At 70.2% G+C, this 18,688-nt stretch carries 14 protein-coding genes, 3 tRNA genes and 2 pseudogenes; 7 read left to right on the top strand and 12 right to left on the bottom strand.

What is annotated here, in order from left to right; genetic code table 11:
* The 3 genes from LQ51_RS32690 to LQ51_RS10240 form a co-directional block, all read right to left on the bottom strand.
* Positions 1–2,769 (bottom strand): fibronectin type III domain-containing protein (locus LQ51_RS32690; protein ID WP_231605698.1); only part of this gene is annotated, 2,769 nt, incomplete at its 3' end.
* Positions 2,770–3,061: 292 nt separating this feature from the next.
* On the bottom strand, positions 3,062–3,256 hold the full coding sequence (locus tag LQ51_RS34505; RefSeq protein ID WP_369799835.1) for an MmyB family transcriptional regulator: 195 nt from the start codon (positions 3,254–3,256) through the stop codon (positions 3,062–3,064).
* Positions 3,193–3,456 carry a helix-turn-helix domain-containing protein gene (locus LQ51_RS10240; protein ID WP_046564484.1) on the bottom strand — a complete coding sequence of 88 codons (264 nt, stop codon included), beginning with the start codon at positions 3,454–3,456 and terminating at the stop codon, positions 3,193–3,195. Before LQ51_RS10240 ends, LQ51_RS34505 begins: the two co-directional genes overlap by 64 nt.
* Before the next feature lie 135 nt (positions 3,457–3,591).
* Between LQ51_RS10240 and LQ51_RS10235 the strand changes: the two genes are divergently transcribed.
* Positions 3,592–3,900 carry a hypothetical protein gene (locus LQ51_RS10235; RefSeq protein WP_231605687.1) on the top strand — a complete coding sequence of 103 codons (309 nt, stop codon included), beginning with the start codon at positions 3,592–3,594 and terminating at the stop codon, positions 3,898–3,900.
* Between the two features lie 113 nt (positions 3,901–4,013).
* Here the strand turns inward: LQ51_RS10235 and LQ51_RS10230 are convergent, their stop codons facing one another.
* The 3 genes and pseudogenes from LQ51_RS10230 to amcA all read right to left on the bottom strand — a co-directional run.
* Entirely contained in the window at positions 4,014–4,583 is a 570-nt protein-coding gene (locus LQ51_RS10230) for a kinase (protein WP_046564483.1), read from the bottom strand.
* 15 nt (positions 4,584–4,598) lie between these two features.
* Entirely contained in the window at positions 4,599–5,261 is a 663-nt protein-coding gene (locus LQ51_RS10225) for a pentapeptide repeat-containing protein (RefSeq protein ID WP_046564482.1), read from the bottom strand.
* Between the two features lie 61 nt (positions 5,262–5,322).
* Positions 5,323–5,445: pseudogene (amcA, locus tag LQ51_RS34345) on the bottom strand (multiple cyclophane-containing RiPP AmcA); the annotation flags it as partial.
* A 5-nt stretch (positions 5,446–5,450) separates the two neighbouring features.
* Here amcA and LQ51_RS10220 point away from each other — a divergent pair.
* The gene (locus tag LQ51_RS10220; protein WP_197087631.1) at positions 5,451–6,677 is read left to right on the top strand and encodes a helix-turn-helix domain-containing protein; all 1,227 of its coding nucleotides are present in this window, start codon (positions 5,451–5,453) and stop codon (positions 6,675–6,677) included.
* 6 nt (positions 6,678–6,683) lie between these two features.
* Here the strand turns inward: LQ51_RS10220 and LQ51_RS10215 are convergent, their stop codons facing one another.
* On the bottom strand, positions 6,684–7,358 hold the full coding sequence (locus LQ51_RS10215) for a YdcF family protein (protein ID WP_046564481.1): 675 nt from the start codon (positions 7,356–7,358) through the stop codon (positions 6,684–6,686).
* Positions 7,359–7,617: 259 nt separating this feature from the next.
* Between LQ51_RS10215 and LQ51_RS10210 the strand changes: the two genes are divergently transcribed.
* Positions 7,618–8,427: a DUF5984 family protein gene (locus LQ51_RS10210; RefSeq protein WP_046564480.1), complete on the top strand. Its 810-nt coding sequence runs from the start codon at positions 7,618–7,620 to the stop codon at positions 8,425–8,427.
* A gap of 1,400 nt (positions 8,428–9,827) precedes the next feature.
* Here the strand turns inward: LQ51_RS10210 and LQ51_RS10200 are convergent.
* Positions 9,828–9,903 (bottom strand) — tRNA-Lys (locus LQ51_RS10200).
* A gap of 69 nt (positions 9,904–9,972) precedes the next feature.
* Entirely contained in the window at positions 9,973–12,672 is a 2,700-nt protein-coding gene (locus LQ51_RS31160; protein WP_156313027.1) for a BNR repeat-containing protein, read from the bottom strand.
* Positions 12,673–12,856: 184 nt separating this feature from the next.
* On the opposite strand from LQ51_RS31160, the gene LQ51_RS31155 reads away from it, so the two are divergent.
* Complete coding sequence (locus tag LQ51_RS31155) at positions 12,857–13,351, top strand: hypothetical protein (RefSeq protein ID WP_052744804.1); 495 nt, start codon at positions 12,857–12,859, stop codon at positions 13,349–13,351.
* Between the two features lie 159 nt (positions 13,352–13,510).
* On the opposite strand, the gene LQ51_RS10185 is transcribed toward LQ51_RS31155, so the two are convergent.
* A tRNA-Lys gene (locus tag LQ51_RS10185) sits at positions 13,511–13,586 on the bottom strand.
* Between the two features lie 177 nt (positions 13,587–13,763).
* Here LQ51_RS10185 and LQ51_RS10180 point away from each other — a divergent pair.
* Positions 13,764–15,023 (top strand): L,D-transpeptidase, encoded by a 1,260-nt coding sequence (locus tag LQ51_RS10180; protein WP_046564479.1) that lies wholly within the window; start codon positions 13,764–13,766, stop codon positions 15,021–15,023.
* A 213-nt stretch (positions 15,024–15,236) separates the two neighbouring features.
* Entirely contained in the window at positions 15,237–16,541 is a 1,305-nt protein-coding gene (locus tag LQ51_RS10175) for a L,D-transpeptidase (protein WP_046564478.1), read from the top strand.
* 89 nt (positions 16,542–16,630) lie between these two features.
* Here the strand turns inward: LQ51_RS10175 and LQ51_RS10170 are convergent.
* Positions 16,631–16,706, bottom strand: a tRNA-His gene (locus tag LQ51_RS10170).
* An 89-nt stretch (positions 16,707–16,795) separates the two neighbouring features.
* A complete protein-coding gene (gene orn, locus LQ51_RS10165; protein ID WP_082159351.1) occupies positions 16,796–17,386 on the bottom strand; it encodes an oligoribonuclease in 591 nt (196 codons plus the stop codon).
* 77 nt (positions 17,387–17,463) lie between these two features.
* Between orn and LQ51_RS10160 the strand changes: the two are divergent.
* A pseudogene (locus LQ51_RS10160) lies at positions 17,464–18,626 on the top strand (glycosyltransferase family 87 protein).
* Positions 18,627–18,688: the final 62 nt, after the last annotated feature.

Here is an 18,688-nt window from a genome sequence, read left to right as displayed (position 1 = left end):
GTAGATGTCGTAGTAGACATTCGCGGTCGGGCTGGCGGTCCAGGTCAGGCGGGCCGTACCGTCGCCCGGGGTGACAGTGAGGTTTTTCGCGGCCCCGGGCAGCCCGCCCAGCGCCGTCACCTGGATCGGCGATGACGCCGCTCCCTCACCGCCCTGGTTGTCCGCACTGACCTTGAACTCGTAGACATGCCCGTGGACCAGGTACTCAAGGGTCGCCGTGGTCCGGTCGGTCGGATACACGGACCGGGTGAAGGCGGCACCGGCCGTCTTGTCCCGGTAGTAGATCCAGTACAGAACGGACTGGTTCACCGGGTTCCAGTCCAGATCGATCGATCCGTCTCCGCCGGTCCGTCCGCGCAGGCCGGTCGGGGCCGGCGGCGGGCTGTAGTTGCTCGTCGCCCGCACGACGGCACTGTGCGGGCCGGCCAGCCCGTTGGTCGCACCCACCTTGAACTCGTAGACGTGCCCGTGGGTGAGCAGATCGACCTTCAGGGTGCAACAGGTGGTGACCGGCAGCGCCAACTTCGTGAAGGAGGCGCCGGCGGTCACGTCCCGCATGTAGACGTCGTACCAGAACTGCGACCCGGTCGGTCCGGTCCAGTCCAGCCGGACGCTCCCGTCGGACTGGGCCGCCGCGGTCAGCCCGGTGACCTGTGGTGGTGGGGCCGCTCGGGGAACGACGCTCACGGTGTTGCTGAGCCCGCTCTCCCCGGCCTGGTTGGTCGCCGAGATCTTGAACTCGTACGTCTCGTTGTTGGCCAGGTAGTCCAGCGTGATCTTGCAGCACGTGGTGACCGGATAGGGCAGCTCGGCGAATTCGGACTCGCCGGCGGTCACGTTCCGTCGGTAGACCCGGAACCACAGGTCATCCGACGCGGTCCACTCCAGGGTGACGGTGCCGTCTCCGCCGGTGCCCCGCAGGTTCGTGGGCGTCGCGGGCAATGCGTAGGCCGAGGTCGCCCGGACCAGATTGCTGGGCGGCCCCTCGCCGCCCCGGTTCGTCGCGGTCACCTTGTATTCGTACTCGTGGTTGTGGGTCAGATACCTGTCGACCATCGTGCAGCACTCGGTGACCGGCAGCGGCAGTTGGGTGAACTCCTCCCCCGCCGTCACGTCCCGGTGATAGATCTGGAACCACACATTGTCCGGCGCGGCCCAGGTGAGTGTGATGGTGCCGTCCGACTTCGGGGTGGCGACCAGCCCGGTCGGCGCGGCGGGCAGCGCGTATGTCGCCGTCGCCCGGACCGGCGCGGAGCGCGGCGACTCCCCGCCGCCGTGGCGGGTCACCATCACGTACTCGTACTCGTGGGCGTGCTCCAGGTTGCCCATGACCAGCTGGGTCTCCTGGCCGCCCGGGCGGGTGACCAGGTCGAACTGGGTCGCGCCGTCGGTGACGTCCCGCCTGAGCACGTCGTACCCCCAGGCCCCCGCGACGGCCGTCCAGCGCAGGGTGATCCGCCCCGCCGTGTCCGCCGTGGCGGTGATGTCGCTGGGCGCCGGCGGAGGCGCGATGTAGGGCGTCGCGCCCACCGTCGTCGACGCCGGCCCCTCGCCGACGCCGTTCTCCGCCGTCACCCGGAACTCGTACTGATGCCCCGAGGTGAGCAGACCCATGGTCGCGGTCGTCTCGGTGAACGGGTACGGCTGCCGGGCGAAGTGCGTCTGCCCCGTGGTCACATTGCGCTGATACAGCCAGTAGCGCGTGGCGCCCGGGACCGCCGACCACGACAGGCGCACCTGCCCGGCGGTGTCCGGAGTCGCCGTCACCCCGGACGGCACCGCCGGTAGCGTGCTCGGGTCCTTCACCGGCCGCGGCCAGTCGAACTCCACGAACCGGGGCCGGTACAGGCGCGCGTCAGCGAAGTTGTCCGCATCGTTCAGGCTGTTCAGGTTGTACGACACCAGCAACTTGCCGGAACGGGCCAGTTCCGGATGCACCCGCGCGTCGTAGATCAGTTTCGCGCCACCCGGCTGCACCTCCGGCGCGACCAACAACGGCACCGGACCGGAGAACGGCCCGGTCGGGGTTGGCGCCGTGTAGGCGAACACCTGCGGGTCGAAGATCAGGTTGGTGTCCTGGGTGATCAGGACGAACTCGCTGCCCACCTGCTGAACACCGTACGCGGTGCCCACCCCGCTGAGCAGCACCCCGGCGTCGGCCTCCTGGCTCGACCAGGTCGTACCGGTCCAGAACTGCCACGCGCCCCCGAGGCCGCCGGAGGGCACCCGGGCCACGTGCCCGAACTTCGTTCCCGCCTGCCCGTTGGAGGTGCCGTAGATGTAGGTGTAGCCGCCCGCTTCCAGCAGCGCCGAGCCCCAGCCGATGGTGGCGCCCAACGGCAGCTTGACCACTCCGGAGAGGGTCAGCCCGGGCAGCGTGAACGTCGCCAGCGCCGTCCCGGTGATCTCATAGTCGAGGTTTCCCTCTCCGGTGCGGTGATAGCTGTTGTACAGCACCTTCATCGCACCGGCTTCGACCAGGCCGTCCGCGACCCAGTAGTACTCGTCCGGGTCGGTCGGGATCACCAACGCCGTGGGCGAACTGGCCGTGCCACCATGCCGCGTCGCGACCAGATTCGTCCCGGTGTCCTGCACCACCAGGGTGTTGTTCACCATCGGCGTGTTCGCCGGTCGTGTTCCGTCCGCGTTCACCGTGCCCAGGAACGTGTCCGAGAACAGCCACGCCACCCGGCCGTCCGGCAACGCCACCGAGGCCGTGCTGTCGCCACCGGTCCAGTGCCCGCCCGCGTCTCCGTAGGTGTTGAACATCGTGTTCAAGACCCCCGCGTCGACCCCCCCGCTGGGCGACGCGGCCGCGGGCGCTGCTCCGCCGAACAGACCGCTACCGGCGACCATCGCGACGACCAGCGCCGCGCACCGCAAACGGGGCCGGCGCCTTCGCCCCATCAATGTGCTCATCCACCATCTCCTTTGTCCTCCGTTGAGGTGGGTTGATGGTAGAGGCGATCTTCGAAGTCGCAGGTCCTGCACCGACAACAGCGGACAACACCGGATCAAGGGCAGCGGGACGTGACGATCAGCATCATCTAGCGGCAACGGCTCATGGCCGAGGTGGGCGGCTCCCGGAAGGTATCGCCGCGTCCAGGGAGTCCGTGCCGGTCGGCAGGTGGTAGACCACCAGCGTCTGTTCGGGCCGCTCGGCGACGTGGAAGGCGGCATGCGACACGGCGATCAAGCCCAGCCGGGGGTGCCGGAGGCGCTTGCGACCCGCGTGGCTGAACTGGACGTCGTACAGCGGCCACCACCGGCGAGGCGGTGCAGGTGCTCCTGCTCGGCGCCGGTCAACCGCAGCGCCCGGGCCAGGGCGTCGAGCACCTGGCCGGACGGGCGTACGTCGCGGCCCTGCTCGAGATAGGTGAGCCAGGTGGTGGTGATGCCGGCCAGCAGGGCCAGTTCCTCCCGGCGCAGCCCCGGCGTGCGGCGACGCCGCGTCACCGGCAGGCCGGCTCAGCCGGGCATGCCGCATGGCCACACCGAGGCACCGGTCCTATCGGCCTACGCTCATCCCCTGCTGCACAAGGTCGATCCGGGACACGGCCGCCGGCTGGAGGCCCTGACGTGTGATCTGGTGTGGGCGGCGACCTGGATAGCGACGCGAACGACGTGCTCGCGCCGCTGCTGGGATTGCCGCCTCTGCCCATCGTGGATTGGCCCGACTCTGACGAGGTGGGCGTCCTGCACTGGAAGACCCGTGGGCTGGTCGAATGGGCGCAGGGACGCCCGTTCGTCTGGGTCGACGACGAGATCTCCCACGCCGATCAGCAGTGGGTGTCGACTCATCATCCCGGTCCGGCCCTGCTGCATCAGGTCGATCCCCGTCGCGGGTTGACCCAACACGACTTCACTGTCATCGAGAGCTGGCTCCGGCGGGCGCGGTAGGGCGAGCTCCATGCCGTCGCAGTCGCCGTGCTTGGTGGGCCGTCTGGCCATTCGGGACCGACGTTGGTGAACGGCGCGCCGGAACGGTGTCACCGGTTGCCGGTTGGGCTGCTCTATGGGGACGGAACGTTCCGTAGCAGGTCGTCGTCGCGTCCGGTCTGGGGTAGCCCGGCAGCAGCGGCGATGGCCTTGACGGCCTCGTTCAGTCCGGTGGTCTCGGGTAGGACGAGTTCGTCGGGCCAGCCCAGGACGTCATGGGCGGCGTACCAGCCGCTCATGTGCTCGGCGGTGAACTCACTGACCTGCGGGCGCGTGAGGTGCCGGCGCAGGGTCTCGGCCAGGGACACGTCGAGATAGCAGAACAGCGACCGGCCGCGGTGGCCGTTCCGCAGAGAGGTCAGCATGCTGCGGTAGCGGCTGGTGTGCATGATGCCCTCCAGCACCACGTGGTAGCCGTGGTCGAGGGCGAACCGCACGGTCTGCCCGATCAACGCCGGTGCGGCGCCGCCGGGCTTGTCCCGCTCGCGCAGCAGGATGCGGCGTAGGTAGTCCTGCTCGACCAGGGCGCAGCCCCGGCCGTGCCGGCGTCGTAGCTCGCGGGCGATGCTGCTCTTGCCTGAGCCGGAGTTGCCCCGGATGCAGACGAGGATCGTGTCCGGGCTGCCCGTGGGTTCAGCGACCACGATGCCTCCTCGGCTTCAGTTGTTGCGCACGGTGAGGTCGAGGGCGGCGACGGTCAGCTGGGTGAGGTCAGGAAGCTGGTCCTCGCCGAGGGTGACGCCGCGCAGGTTGTCCAGCGGGGTCTTGAGGCCCTGGAGTCGGCTGCCCCGCAGGTCGGTGCCGTCGAGGTGGCAGTAGTCCAGTTCCAGACCACTCAGGTCGCAGGATCGCAGTGCGAAGCGCGGTAGCCGGCAGGACGACCACGCGCCGTTGGTGAGGGTGCAGTCGGTGAACGCGACCGAGCCAGCGGCGGTGACGCGTTGGAGGGTCGCGTAGTCGAAGCGGCAGCCGTCGAACAGGACATCCTTCAGGCGTACGTCGGTGAGTCTGGTGCCGGTGAACCGGGAGCCGGTGATGGCGCAGCGTTCGATCGTGATGCCGGTTAGCGTCGCGCCGGAGAAGTCGGTGCGGGTGATCTCGCAGCCGAAGAGGCTGCCGGCTTCCCAGGTGCTCTCGCTCAGGTTCACGCCGCTGATCAGACTGCTGCGGACACTGACGTCCTCAAGGTGCGAGCCGCGCCACGAGGCACCCTCAACGAGGGCCTCGATGAGGCCGTCGGCCAGGTCCATCGTGGTGTCGAGGTCGTCCGGTTCGAGGTCCGGCAGCAGGACCTTGACGTCGCCGATCGTGGTGGTGCGCATGTGTCCTCAACCTGTGTGGGCGCGGGGTGGGCACGCCACCCCGCGCGTCCCGTGGTGCGGGCTACTTCTTCTTGTTCCAGTTGTCCCAGCCGGGTCGACTGTCGAACCTACCCTTGTTGTCCCAGGTGGGGCGGTTGTCGAACTTCGCCGCGTCGATCGACGCTACCGACCGCTGCGGGTCGACGCGGGATGACGGACGACATGACGATCGGCCAGCGCGTCGCCTTCTACCGGCGTCGGCGAGGGCTCTCCCAGGAGGTGCTGGCCGGTCTGGTCGGCAAGACGCAGGAGTGGTTACGCAAGGTCGAGACGAACCGGGCCGACCTGGACAGGCTGTCGGTCATCCGCGCGATCGCCAAGGCCCTCGACGTGTCCCTCGGCGACCTGATCGGTGCGCCAAGCCTGTTTGAGTGGTCGGACGACTCGGGGCGCGAGACGATCCCGGCCTTGCGGGCCGCGCTCCACGACTATCGTCACCTCGCGCCGGCGCTGGCCCGCACGGGAGACGTCGAGGCTCCTGCCCTGCGCGAGATCGAGAACGATGTCGCCGAGATCTGGACCGCCTACCAGCACTCGCGGTACGGCACCCTCGCCCGCCGACTGCCCTACCTCATCCACGACTGCCTCACCGCCACCGAGGCGTACGACGGAGACGACGGCCGGCGCGCGCACGCGATGACCGCATACGCCCACCAGCTCGCCGCGTTGTTCCTCACCAAGCTCGGCGAAGGTGACCTCGCGTGGACCGCCGCCAGCCGAGGCTTGGCCGCCGCCAACGCCAGCCACGACCACGTCGTCATCGGCTCACTCAGCCGCTCCGCCGCACACTCGCTCGCCTCCATCGGCGAGTACGCCCAAGCCCTGGGCCTCGCCGCCACGGCGGCGCGGTTCCTGGAGCCACGGCTCGCCAAGCCGACCCCGCAGCTGCTGTCGGTCTACGGGAGCCTGCACCTCGTCTGCGCGCTGGCCGCCGCCCGAGACGACGACCGCGCCTCGGCCGACACCCACATCGCCGAGGCCGACGCCGCCGCGCAGCGACTCGGCGCCGACGGCAACCACGTGTGGACCGCGTTCGGGCCGACCAACGTGGCGATCCACAAGACGACCGTGGCGATAGAACTCGGCAACGTGCAACGCGCCATCGCCATCGGCGCCCCACTCGACACCAGCACCGTGCCCGTCGAGCGGCAGGTTCGCCACGCCATCGAAACCGCCCGAGCCCTCGCCCGCTGGAACCGCATCGACGACGCGCTCGCCGCCCTCCTGGACGCCGAGGTCATCGGCCCCGACCAGGTGCGCTACCACCAGCTCTCCCGCGACCTCGTCCGGGACATCCTCACCCGCCCCCGGCCACCACGACTGGCCGTCGAACTCAGCGACCGGATGGGCGTCCGGTCGGGAGGGCCGCGCTGGTAGCTGGGCTCAGATCAGGCGGCTCGTGTAGCCGGCCGCCACCAGGCGCTCGAATGCCGCCCGCACCTCGTCCGGCAGCTCCTGCGGAATCGCAAACCCGCGCTCGGCGTACACCTCGATCCGCTGCGTGTCGCCCACCAGCATGTCCACCACCCGCCGCGGGTCGCCGATGCTGGCCACGTAGTCGTCCAGCTCGAGCGGGTTTGAGGCGCACACCACATCGGTCTCCGGCCACATCAGCTTGCAGGTGGCGTAGGCCCGGCGCTGTTGGTAGGGCCGCGACATGATCAGCACCGACCGCACGGGAATCTGTCGTTCGATCAGGAGCGCGCGGGAGTACTCGATGTTCTCGGCGGTGTTCGTGGCACGCGGCTCCACGAGAATGGACTCCGCCGGCACACCCTGCTCAACCGCGTACTCGCGATAGTGCACCGCCTCGCCGCAGGGGAACCGCTCGATCGTTGTCGGTGCGTTCGCTCCGGTGAAAACGATCCACGGGAACAGCCCTGCTTGAAACAGCCGCGTTGCGACCACCGCAACGCCGAGGTCATGGCTGCCCAAGCCGATGCCCACGTCGCATGGGCGCAGCTCGTGGTGCATGTCGTGGTATCGCCACAGCGTCTCCACGTCAGCCCGGACCTCGTTCGGGAGCACGTGAGTCGGCACCGCGGCCTGCCGATCCATCAACGCCCGCCAGGTAGGGCAAGCGCCGGAGTTTGATTCACGCCCCGTTCCCTCATGGCGTCAGCGTAGGGCAGGCAGAGCCGACACCAGCAACGCGATCGGCAGCCGCTCCCTCCGTCGGCGCCAACTCGCGTACCTGAACCCACAACGCCCTCTCGCCGGACTCGCGGATGGCCGCACCGAGCACGAAGCGAGCCGCGCGATCTGCGGCAGATCCGGGCTCTCGATCGACCGCCGGACGTTACGGGATACTGCCTCAATGATCAGGTTCCGGTTCGAGCTGTGCCCACTGGACGAGGTGTCGCCGTGGGGCAGCGACCAGCCGAGGCTCCACTGGTTTGGGCTTACCGAAGGCTGGTACTGGCTCGAAGCAAGCGGGCAGGAGCTGCTGCGCCGCACCCGGCAAGTTCACCCGCATCCCTACGTCGGCTACTACCTGGCCCGGCTCTGGGAAGACGTCATTGTCCTTACACCCGAGGTGCTGGAGCCAGTGCCCGACGATCTGCAGCCGTTTATTGCCTCCGACCCCGCGCAGTGGACGTGTGACCCGCTTGAGTTCGTGGCCGAACCGGATGAGGAACGGACCGACGACGGGAACGCGGACCTGCCCGACCATCCTGTCGTCACGGCCGCGATTTGGCGCGGCGAGCATTACCTAGACTTCGGTTACCTGCGCAATCCTCCCAAGCTCCGGTTCTGGCGTACCACCCGCGGCGATCGCGACGAGATCACCATGGATTGGCGGCACGAGGACGACGGCGAGATCGGTTTCACCGCCGACCCCGCAGTCCGGCTCAGCGTCCCGACCACCGCATACCTTGAGGCCGTGCACACCCTTAACCGCGAGCTGATGGACACCATGGGGCAGCGGGTCGAGGAGCTGGAACGCCGTGGCGGGCTACCTGGCGTGGACCTTGACCTCGTCCATCTGCGGCGGGAACACGAAGACCGGCGGCATTGGCTTGCCAAGAACCTCGACCGCTCGCCGAAGACCGACTGGAATGTTGTCCGCCAAGGTGCCCGCCTGCTGCTCAGCGACGTTCAACGGGTCGACGCTCCAACGGGCTAGGCATTCCTTCGAGCACCTGACCGGGACAGCATCCGCTCATCGGCAGAAGCGGATACACCATACGGCCCATGCTTGCTCCTCAGGGTGCCCGACCCATGGCGGCTCCCACGCATTCAACTACTTTGGCCCAACTACCTTCGAATCAACCGGGAAGGCTCCGGACGGAGGAGGGATGTCGATCAGCCGGTGACGTGCGGTGCCCGCCGCCGGGATCCGCCACACCTGCTCGTGCGGCCGGTGGTGGTGCAACAGGTCGACGGTGGTAATCGCGATCGGCGCCCGCAGCGGCCGGCTCACGAGATCAGCGAGCAGGTTGGCCTCCCCGTTCCGCGTCCCGAGCGATGACCAGCACCACGCCGACCGGCAAGACCGGGTCAGTGCGCCGATAGCCAGCCAGAACAGCTCCGAGCCCGGCAGTGGACCGCTCTCGTTCGGCGATCACCTCACCGACCGGGCCGGGATCGACGTGCACCAGGAACCGCAGACAGCGGCCGTCCTGCAGCCACACGCCGTACCCGTCGCAAGCAGATGCGCCAAGCCACTCTCCCGCAGACACACCGACGTGTCCAAAGTAGTCAACCACTGGAACAGCCCACACCGGGCGGGATCCTGGCGTGACACCGCGAGCAACGGCAGGAACAGCAGGTAGTGCGCCGCACCCCAGTCCCGCTGACCCAGACGCAACGGCACCGGCCGCCCCGACAAGACGAGATCACGATCCAGCAGCTCGGTCCCCTCCCCGGTGATCCTGTACCACCAGGCGTGCGCCCGGTCCTCCGCCGACCGTTCCCGGCCCACCAAGCCCATGGTGTGCAACCAGGTGAGGTCCCGGTGCGCGGTCAACCGCGGCACCCCCCGCTACCACCGCGATGTCGCTCGTGGTGGCCCAGCCGTGCGATGCCATGAACGACAGGATCCGCCACCGCCGAGGAGACAGCTCACGACCACCGGCCACCCATCGATGATCACCCACCCCGTCGACGCCCCGCCATCCCGGCGATCCGGCGCCGCAGTGACGCCCCAAGGGAACTCCCGCACCCTCAAAACGGGGTTTGTGAGACGTTTCCATGATCACTGTTCACCGAATCAGCCAAAGAGTTGACGACGGAAGCCGCAGAACCGGCATACCGCGTTCCGCCATGAGCGCCGGACCCCGGCTCCGAGCCCATGCGGGAACCGCCCACCGAACCGATCCGGCACCACCGACAGCCGCAACCCCCAACCGCCCGACCATCCCCCGCCGGCAGCCACCAACCGGCGTCCCGGAGCACCCCGCCGCGTCCCACCGACACCACCCCGGCCCACCGGCTCCCGAGCACCCACCGAGCCACCACCACCCACGCCCGGACACGAAAAAGGCCCCGACCCAGTGTGAACCACCAGGTCAGGGCCTCGCTCGTTGGTGCGCCGCCAGGGACTCGAACCCCGAACCCGCGGATTAAGAGTCCGCTGCTCTGCCAGTTGAGCTAGCGGCGCTCGCTGACAACGGGACGAGACGTTAGCACAGCCCCGGCCCGGGTGGCCCAACCACCCGGGCCGCGGCCGTCACGAGGTGGTCAGCACGTACAGCTGCAGGGGTTGGGCCGGCGGCGTCTGGTCCGCCGGCCGGGGCTGGTCCTGGTTCGAGGGCATGCTCTCCCAGCGCAGCACGTAGCTGCGGTCCCCGGCCACCGAGGTCGCGGTCCGCACGCCGATGCCGGGGAACGTGGAACGCACCCGGGTGATCTCGGTGGGCAGCACCGGATCGGGGACGTCGGCCACGACGCCCAGCGAGGACGGGTCGACGATCAGGGACCGCTTGACCCCCCGGCACGTGTAGGGCACCCGCAGCCGGCCGTCCGGCAGCCCGCTCGCCGCGGCCTGCAACGAGACCGGGAACGCCAGGGTGCCGGACCCGAGAATCTCCCACCGGCCGGTCCAGTCGGTGAGGCGGGTTATCCGCCAGCCACCCGCGCCGTCCGGCTGGGCCGCGTAGAGCTGGTTGCCGAGGTCGGCGTCGTACTTCGTGTAGGTCACCACCACCCGGTTGGCGGCGTCGAAGCCGAGCCGGACGTTGCCGTTGACCACGCCGCCGTAGGTCGGCACCGGGTCGATGACCTCGGACCGGAGGTAGGTCAGTGGCAGGGCCAGCGGCCGGCCCGCGCTGTCCTCCCAGTTGACCAGGTCCCGGCTGCGGGCGTACGACGGCATGCTCGAACTGCCGGCGTCCGGGGTGTCCCGCCAGACCAGCGCCAGGTGCCAGTAGCCGTCCGGCCCGCGCAGCGGACCCTCCGGGTAGCCGTTGCGGCCGTCACCGTCGACGAGTGGGCGGCCGAGCAGGCTCGACCAGGTACGGCTGACCGGGTCGTACCGGTTGTAGTAGTTGGCGCCGTCGCCGCTGACCCCGTTGCGGTAGCTGAACAGCAGGTCGCCGTTGGTGTGGCGGAGGAAGCGCGGATAGGTGACGGACCCCTCCACGGAGCTGTCCACCATGGTGGGGATGCGGGTCAGCGTGGACACGTCGCCCGGCACCGAGGTGCGGAAGTAGACCAGCGGCACGGCGTGCATGTTGCCCGCCACGTGCAGGTTGCCGGTGCTGTCCAGCGCCATCGTGATGCCGTTGTGGCTGTCCCAGCCGAGGGTGGAGTCCAGCGTCCGGCGTGTCCAGGTGGTGGCGTCGAGCGAGCGCTTCGCCACGGTCATCCGGCGGTCGGCGTCGTAGTACGCCACGTACTGCTCGGTGTCGGTGGTCAGGACCGCCTGGTCGACCGGGTGCCCGGCCCAGGTGGTCCCCACGTCGATGACCTGGCTGACGGTCCGGGACGCACCCGGCAGCGGGTAGTCGCCGGGCGCGCGGGGCGAGCAGTCCAGCGGCCCGGGCTCGGCGGGGGCGACGGCCGGTTCGTTGCTGGTCTCCGCGGCGAAGAAGGGCAGGCTCAGCGACCCGCCCTGCGAGTAGACCCCCGCGCCGCCGCCGGTGAGCAGGTCCCGCCAGCGCAGCCCCACGTACCGGTCGACGGCCTGCCCGGCTGGCACGCCCGCGCCGTCGATGGCGACGTGGACGCCGGTGCCCCGGTTCTTGCCGTCGACGCTCACGCTGAGCGTGGCACCGGGCTGCGCGCTGACTCCCCCGCCGGCCAGCAGCGCGTCCGAGGCGCCGGCGGACGACCGGGTCATCCGGACCAGCTGCCACTGGGCCTGCCCGCCGTCCGCCTGGGACTGGCCGACGCGCAGCACGTAGTAGGTCTGGGTGCCGTCGCCGTGATCGACGATGTTGAAGGCGATGCCGGTCCACGGCCGGTAGGTCAGGGCCGGCTCGGGCAGGGTCAGCGACGTCTTGAGCAGGAACGCCGCGCCCAGGGTGAGGCCGCTCGGGTACATCAGCCGGTCGGCGGTGCCGGACGGGACGGCGGCCCCGCCGGCCAGGCGCCAGGTGCCCCGGGCGACCCGCCAGCCGTTGCCGACCGCCCCGTCGGCCCGGTCGAACCCGTCGTAGAAGGAGCGGTAGCCGGGCGACGTCGTGGCGGTCGCCGTGAAGTCGCGCAGGCCCACGGTGCCGGCCTGCGAGTAGAGCCCGACCTTGCCGCCGCTGAGCCGGTCGGCCAGGCGCAGCGGGACGGTCCGGTCCACCCCGGAAGTGCCGGCGCTGATCCGGACGGTGACGCCCCTGCCGTCGGCCGTCGCGGTCACCCGCACGCCCAGTGCGGTGCCGGGAGCGGCGGCGAGGTCCCCCTCGCCCAGCAGGCCGGCGTCGGTCGCGCCGGCGGAGTGGTCGATCCGCACCAGCTGCCACCGGGCCCGCGCCCCGTCGGCCTGGCTCTGCCCGACCCGCAGCGCGTAGAAGCTCTGGGTGCCGTCGGCGTGGTCGATGACCTGGAAGGCGAGGCCGGCCCAGAGCCGGGTGGACCCGGCCGGGGCGGCCAGCCCGAGCGAGGTGGTGAGGTCGTAGCTGGGACCGAGAAAGATTGAGTCCCGGACCAGCACCCGCTCGGCCGGGCCGGTGGCCTGGGCCGCGCCGGCCGCGATGGACCAGGTGCCGCGGGGCGCCACCCAGCCGTTGCCGACCGGTCCGTTCGTCCGCTGGAAGTCGTCGCTGAACGAGACGGTTCCCGCCGGGGCCGTGCCGGTCGCGGCGTCCGCCGAGGCGGGTGTGGCGGCCGCGGCGGCCGGCCCGCCGCCGGCCAGCAGCGCCGCCACGGCGACGGCGAGCGCCCGGACCCGCCCGGGTCGTGGGCGTCGGCTGGGCAGCCTGCGGTTGCCGGGCATGACAGGTCTCCTCTGCGGAGGCGTGGGCGGGAAGGGACCGATTGTACGGATCTTGTGAGTCCGGTGTGGACCGTCCGGCACTGGCCCGGTCGGAGACCCTGCTGGTGCGGGCGCGGGCGCGCTGTCGGTTGAGCTAGCGGCGCGCGACCCCGCGGCGGGACCAACATGGAATCGATGATTCGTTATGCTGCGCCTCCTGGGCGGCCGGTCGATGGCCGCCATGATCAACGGGGGATTCATGAAAACTCTCAGGAAGACGGCAGCCGCCCTGCTGACGCTCGGCGCACTCGGGTTGGCGATGGCGCTGCCGGCAGCGCCGGCCGCAGCCGGCACGACCACTCCGTCGGTGGCCGCCCTTCCCGCCACGTCCATGTCCGCGGCTGTCGTCACGGCCGACTACTCCCGCAAGTGCGTCAGTGGCTGGGTGATCTCGCTGGCCGACAGGCTCCCCATCCGGAAGTACCCGAAGCACGACGCCGACGTCCTCCTCAGCGCGCAGAAGGGTGACCACCTCTTCTGCCTCACCGGGAAATACAGCCTGGGCGACCGGTACACGGCCTGCGGCGTGAGCAACGCCAACGGTTGGCTCTACATCGACACCAACTCGTCGAAGGGGATCGGTTACGCCTACATGACCTGCCTCGCGGATCCCAGCGGCCTGGCGGCGACCACGAGCTGACCGGCAACGGGGCCGCTCCCGACGGGAGCGGCCCCGGAGCTCGGCGCTCAACCCGTCGATCGGAGCACCCCACCGGCCCACCAGCCCACCAGCCCACCACCCGAGGATGCGAAAAAGGCCCCGTCCCGGTGTGAACCACCAGATCAGGGCCTCGCTCGTTGGTGCGCCGCCAGGGACTCGAACCCCGAACCCGCGGATTAAGAGTCCGCTGCTCTGCCAGTTGAGCTAGCGGCGCTCGCCGGCAACGGGAAGAACATTAGCACGCCCGCGAAGCCGGTTTCCAACCCGATCCCGGCCTCCACCCTTCGGTCGAGGTTACCGGACAAAAAGGGGCAAAAGACGACCCTGGGGCCCGGCGGCGCCGTGCTCATGAGGCACCATGTCGGCCAGGCACGCGAGAACAGAGGTGGGGATGGGCAGGTTCGCGCGGTCCGGGGCGATGGTGGGCGTCCTGGTCCTCACGGCGTCGTTGGCACTGGCCGGATGCGGCGCCGACCAGAAGAAGCCGACGTTCGTCTCCGGCAGCCAGCAGGCCGAGCCGAGCGCCAGCACGACCCCGGCGGGCACGCCACCGCCGGTGGCGACGGCACCGCTGCGGGTCAGCCCGGCCACGGGCGCCCAGCGCCGGCCGGTCAGCACCGAGATCAGCGCGAGCGTCCCCGGCGGTGGGACGGTGACGAAGGTGGTTCTCACCGCGGCCGACGGCAAGCCCGTCGCCGGCCGGCTGCGCCGCGACGGCTCGTCCTGGGTGCCGTCCGCCCCGCTGAAGTACGCCACCCGCTACACCGCCACGGTGACCGGGACCGGCCCGGACGGCTCGACGCACCAGGGCACCAGCACCTTCACCACGATGGCCCGGCCGAAGTCGATGATCGGCTCCGGCCTCTACCTGTTCAGCGGCCGGACGTACGGGGTGGCGATGCCGGTGGTGGCGGAGTTCTCGCCGGGCATCCCGAAGAAGGACCGGGCCGCGGTGCAGCGGCGGATGTTCGTGCAGACGGACCCGCCCCAGCCGGGTGCCTGGCACTGGGTGTCCAACGGCACCCAGGCCTACTACCGCGCGCCGGAGTACTGGAAGCCGGGTACCACCCTCACCGTGCGGCTGGCCCTGGCCGGCGTCCCGCTGAGCAACGGCCGGTACGGCAACGTCGACCGGAGCGCGACCGCGAAGATCGGCCGCCAGTTCGAGATGAAGGTGGACAACGCCAACAAGCGGATGACCGTGTACGAGAACGGCGCGCTGATCCGGACCGTGCCGGTCAGTCTCGGCAAGAAGAGCACCCCCTCCTCCAGCGGCACCATGGTGGTGATGGAGAAGAAGGAGTCGACGGTCTTCGACACCCGGGACGAGGCGGACCCCCGCAACCGGTACGTCACGGAGATCGACTTCGCCCAGCGGCTGACCTGGGGCGGCGAGTACATCCACTCCGCCCCCTGGTCCGAGGGGGTGCAGGGCCGCAGGAACGTCTCGCACGGCTGCGTGAACGTCTCGATGGCCAACGGCCGGTGGCTGTTCGACCGGACGCTGATCGGTGACCCGGTGACCGTGCGCGGCACCCCGCGCCGGCTGGAGGCGGGCAACGGCTGGACCGCGTGGAACCTGAGCTGGTCGGAGTTCGTCGCCGGCAGCGCCATCCCGGTGCCGGACGGCGGCACCGGTTCGCCCTTCTGAGCTCGGCGAATGTACCGTGGCCGGGAGCGATCTCGGTCACGGTCGGCCTGGTCCCGGCCCCGGAAACAGAGATCAGCCCCTTCGCACAGCGGCGCAAGATACCAGAATCGTTACATCCGGCTCGCGTGTTCCGGTTCACGTCAGGCAACGGGTATCCGTAGCGGTGCGTCTGTAGGGAACGATGGGACCGGGGACCACGACTGTGAGGAAATCATGCGACACAGCCAGGACGAGCTGATCCGGCCCGGCACCACCCGGCGCGGGGCACGCCGCGGGTTCGCCGCCGCGGTGCTGGCCGCCGCGCTGGCCCTGACCTCGGCCTGCACCGGCGGCGGGGACAAGGGGTCGAGCTGGCAGGGCGGCGGCGGGGAGAGCGGGCCGAAGGCGTCGGCCACCATCACCGAGCCGGCCGCCGACGCCAAGGACGTGCCGGCCGCCACCGCCGTCACCTTCACCACGAAGGAGGCGACGGAGACCACCGTCGAGCTGAAGGACTCCGCCGGCACGGCCGTCGAGGGCACGCTCGCGGCCGACGGCAAGAGCTGGCTGCCCGGCGGCGCGCTGAAGTACGGCGAGACGTACACCGCGACGGTGACCGCGACCGGCGACGACGGCAAGCCGGCCACCGCGACCAGCACCTTCACCACCATGGCGAAGCCCGGCAAGCAGGTCCGGGTCACCAGCTTCCTCGGCGACAACCAGGTCGTCGGGGTGGGGATGCCGCTGATCGTGAAGTTCGGCCGGGCCATCCCGGAGGACTACCGCGACGACATGCAGCGCCGGATGACGGTCACCGCGAAGCCGGCCCAGGAGGGTATCTGGCACTGGGTGAGCCCGACCGAGGTGCACTACCGGCCCAAGGAGTTCTGGCAGGCCAACAGCACGGTGACCTACAAGGTGCAGGCGGGTGGCCTGCCGCTCGGTGACGGCTGGTACGGCCGCTCCGACCTCACCGTCGACGTCAAGATCGGTCCGTCGTTCGTGATGACCGTGGACAACCGCACCAAGCGGATGACGGTCGCCAAGAACGGCAAGGCCGTCAAGACGATCCTGGTGAGCCTCGGCAAGAAGAGCACCCCGTCGTCCAGCGGCACCATGGTGGTGATCGAGAAGAAGCGCCACACGGTCTTCGACACGATGGAGGAGCTGGGCCCGGAGGAGGGCTACCGGACCGAGATCGACTACGCCCAGCGGCTGACCTGGGGTGGCGAGTTCATCCACGCCGCCCCGTGGTCCGAGGGCGTGCAGGGCCGCACGAACGTCTCGCACGGCTGCGTGAACGTCTCGATGAAGGACGGCGCCTGGCTCTTCGCCAACACCCGGATGGGCGACCCGATCACGGTCAAGGGCACCGAGCGCAAGCTCCAGAACGGCAACGGCTGGACCGACTGGAACATGAGCTGGGACGAGTACGTCAAGGGCAGCGCCCTGCCGTACGAGCCGCCGGCCGAGCCGGGTGACGCGACCGGCGAGCCGGGTGACGCGACCGGCGAGCCGAGCGTCGAGCCGACCCCCTGAGGTCCACGGTCCGGCCTCCCTCCCGCGGGAGGGAGGCCGGACCGGGAACGACGGAAGCCCCCTCCCGCGGGAGGGGGCTTCCGTCGTGTTGGGGTGACTGATGGGAATTGAACCCACGACAACCGGGACCACAACCCGGTGCTCTGCCAACTGAGCTACAGCCACCATGCTCTCGCGCCGGACGAGCCGGGCGGGCGCGGACTAATAATAGCCACACCCGGGCCGGCCCCGTCCAGCGGGTTCGGGCGCGCGGCTCAGAGCTGGGCGGCGATGGCCTTGGCGGTCTCCACGTCCGGGCCGGGCAGCGGCACGAAGACGGTCCGCCGGTAGTACTGCAGCTCCCGGATGCTCTCCCGGATGTCGGCGAGCGCCCGGTGGGCCAGCCCCTTCTGCGGCTGCCCGAAGTACACCCGCGGGTACCAGCGCCGGCACAGCTCCTTGATCGAGGAGACGTCGATCATGCGGTAGTGCAGGTGCGCGTCGAGTCGCGGCATGTCCCGGGCGATGAAGCCCCGGTCGGTGGCGATCGAGTTGCCGCACAGCGGCGCCGTGCGGGGATCCTTCACGTGTTGGGTGACGTAGTCGAGGACCAGGTCCTCCGCCTCGGCCAGGGTGACCACCGACCGGCGGACCTCGTCGGTCAGCCCGGACTTGGCGTGCATGGTCCGGACGATCTCCGGCATCGCCTCGAGCGCCGCCTCGTCGGCGTGGATCACCACGTCGACGCCCTCACCCAGCACGTTCAGATCCGGGTCGGTGACGAGCGCCGCGACCTCGATCAGCGCGTCCCGGCCCAGGTCCAACCCGGTCATCTCACAGTCGATCCAGACGAGAAGATCAGCCACCGGACCAGACTACGCGCCGCCGACCCGCCCGCGCCTGGAGCACCGGTGCCCGGCGGTGGACCGTTAGGGTTGCCCCCGTGCCAGCCGAACCCGTCGCACCGCCCGCCGTCACCGACGACGATCCGGGCGGCCGTACGGCGCGCCGGCTCGTCGCGGTGGTGGCGATCGCGGCGGTCCTGCCGGTGCTCTACTGGCCGGGGCGGGTGCACAACTTCTTCGACCTGAAGATCTACATGCGGGCGATGGACTGGTGGGCGGCCGGCCACCCGCTCTACGACTACGTGCAGCCGGACCGGGTGCAGGGTGCCCTCTACTTCACCTACCCGCCGTTCGCGGCGCTGCTGCTGCGGCCGTTCGCCCTGTTGCCGCTCGGCGTCACGGTGGCGATCTTCACGGTGCTGACCCTGCTCGGCGTGGTGCTGACCACCTGGTGGCTGGTCCGTCCGGTGCTCGATCGGCACGACCTGCACCGGGGGTTTCCGCTCGTCGTGGCGGTGCTGCTGGTCCTCGCCGTGGAGAGCACCCGGGAGACGCTGACCTTCGGCCAGATCAACATGCTGCTGGTGGTGCTGATCCTGGCCGACCTGCTGTTCGCCGTACCCGGGGGGCGGCGCTGGGCCGGGCTGGGCGTCGGGCTGGCCACGGCGGTCAAGCTCTTTCCCGGCATCTTCATCCTCTACCTGCTGGCCACCCGGCGCTGGTGGGCGGCGCTGGTCGCCTCGGCGACCGCCGCGCTGGCCACCCTGCTGGCGGCGGCGGTGGCGCCGGCCGACTCGTGGCGCTTCTGGACCCACGAGCTGTGGGCGACCGACCGGGTGGGACGCACCGACTACACCGGCAACCAGTCGCTGTTCGGCCTGCTCAGCCGGCTCACCGTGCCGGAGAAGCCGGCCCAGGTGCCCTGGCTGCTGCTGGTGCTGGCGGTGACCGGGTACGGGCTGTGGCGGGCGGCCCGGGCGGCGCGGGCCGGGGACGCGCTGGCCGGGCTCACCCTGACCGGCCTGGTTGCTGGCTGCTCGCTCTCGCGGTGGGCACCACGTTCGTGATCATCTACGGGGTGGTGACGTTCGAGGACTGGGGGATCACGCCGGTGCGCACCGACGACCCGGGGGAGTTCGTCGCGCGCAACGCGTACGTGCTGCTCAGCCTGCTGCTGCTGGTGGTGTTGCCGACCCGGCGTCCGGCACGGTCCCCCAGCACCCCGGGAAACGTGCACCAAATGGACAGATCTCGCGACTGACGCCGTTTCAGCGCTAATCTGGTCTCAACTACCTCAAGTTTCTCCCAGGTAGCACCGATTCC

Origin of the sequence: Micromonospora sp. HK10, from assembly GCF_000982955.1 — a bacterium.
Classification (GTDB): domain Bacteria; phylum Actinomycetota; class Actinomycetes; order Mycobacteriales; family Micromonosporaceae; genus Micromonospora.
Note: the sequence above shows the minus strand (reverse complement) of the source record. Positions and strands in the feature narration are given on the sequence as shown.